The 1,437-nt window shown below is 63.7% G+C and carries 2 protein-coding genes; both read left to right on the top strand.

The genetic code is table 11. From position 1 onward, the window contains the following. Positions 1-61: 61 nt before the first annotated feature. The gene (locus ACJJVL_RS03465; RefSeq protein ID WP_405216922.1) at positions 62-553 is read left to right on the top strand and encodes a transposase; all 492 of its coding nucleotides are present in this window, start codon (positions 62-64) and stop codon (positions 551-553) included. A gap of 44 nt (positions 554-597) precedes the next feature. After that, positions 598-1,398, top strand: a complete 801-nt coding sequence (locus ACJJVL_RS03460; RefSeq protein WP_405216921.1) for an IS3 family transposase — start codon at positions 598-600, stop codon at positions 1,396-1,398. Positions 1,399-1,437 lie beyond the last annotated feature (39 nt).

Here is a 1,437-nt window from a genome sequence, read left to right as displayed (position 1 = left end):
GTGAACTGCTCCCCGGAAGTTGGACTGAGAATCTCAGTTCCGACTTCCGGGGAGTTGTCGTATGGATCGAAGAAGTTCTCTGTCTGAAGAGCAGCGCGAGGCGGCGATAGCGTGGTTCGAGCTGGGCCACGGGTCCGGCTCGACGGCCACGGTTCTTGGTGTCGCGCGAGATCCCGTGAACGCCTTGTATCGACGCTGGCGGATCAGAGGTGGGGACGCGCTCGTGAATGGCAGGACGGCCCCGCGGTCGTATTCGTTCGAGTTGAAGCTCGCGCTCGTCGAGCGCGCGCTCGACGGGGAGTTGTTCACCGAACTGGCTGCGGAAGCGGGGCTGTCTTCGCCGAAGCTGTTGCAGCGTTGGGCGCGAGACTATCGCCGCGACGGCCCCGACGCGTTGCGGCCGAAACCGAGGGGCCGACAATCGGAGCCGCCCGAGGCAGTGCCGGGAGGTGAGGGCGAACTGGAGCGGCTGCGGCGCGAGAATGAGCTGCTGCGGGCGAAGGTCGCGTACCTGGGAAAACTCAAGGCCTTGAGGGAGCAACCGCGAGACTGAGGGTCCAGGCCGTCATCTCCCTCAAGGCCGAGCACCGCCTCGAAGTGCTGCTCCAAGTCGCCGGCCTGCCCCGGTCGACGTTCTTCTACCACCAGGCCAGGTCCGCGCTGCCGGATCCGCAGGCGGAGCTGAAGGCCGAGATCCGTGCCGTGTTCAAAGCTGCGAAAAAGCGCTACGGGTATCGCCGCATCCACGCGCAGCTTCGCCGCGTTGGCTGGATCGTGGCGAAGAAGACGGTGCTGAAGCTGATGCGGCAACTGGGCCTGAAGAGCAAGGTCCGCCAGCGGAAGTTCCAGTCGTTCAAGGGCGAGGTCGGCAAAGTCGTCCCGAACCTGCTGCAGCGCGACTTCGACGCTGCGGGCCCGAATCAGAAGTGGGTCACGGACGTGACCGAGTTCCGCATCGGCGAGACGAAGGTGTTCCTCTCGCCCGTGCTCGATCTGCACGAGCGGAAGATCGTCTCGTATTCGCGCGGTGTCTCGCCCACGCTGGAGCTGACCAACAGCGCGCTGAAGGCCGCTGTGGCGACGCTCGAGCGGGGCCAGCAGCCGATCGTGCACTCGGATCAGGGCTTCCAATATCAGCACGCCTCGTGGCGGAAGATCCTCAGAGGCAAAGCAACCCAGTCGATGTCTCGCAAGGGCAACTGCCTCGACAACGCGGTCATGGAGGGCTTCTTCGGACACTTGAAGGAAGAGATGTTCAACCACGACCAGTTCGACAGCATCGACACGTTCCTGGCCGAGCTCGATGACTACATGCGCTGGTACAACGAGGAGCGAATCTCCTCAACCAGAAAGGACCTGAGCCCGGTGGAACACCGGACTCAGGTCCTCACGGGCTAGGCTCCCGTCAAACCGGTCCAACTTTCGGGGACCAGTTCA

The sequence above is a fragment of the Agrococcus sp. Ld7 genome (genome assembly GCF_045064095.1).
Lineage (GTDB): Bacteria > Actinomycetota > Actinomycetes > Actinomycetales > Microbacteriaceae > Agrococcus.
This window is presented reverse-complemented; position numbering and strand designations above follow the sequence as displayed.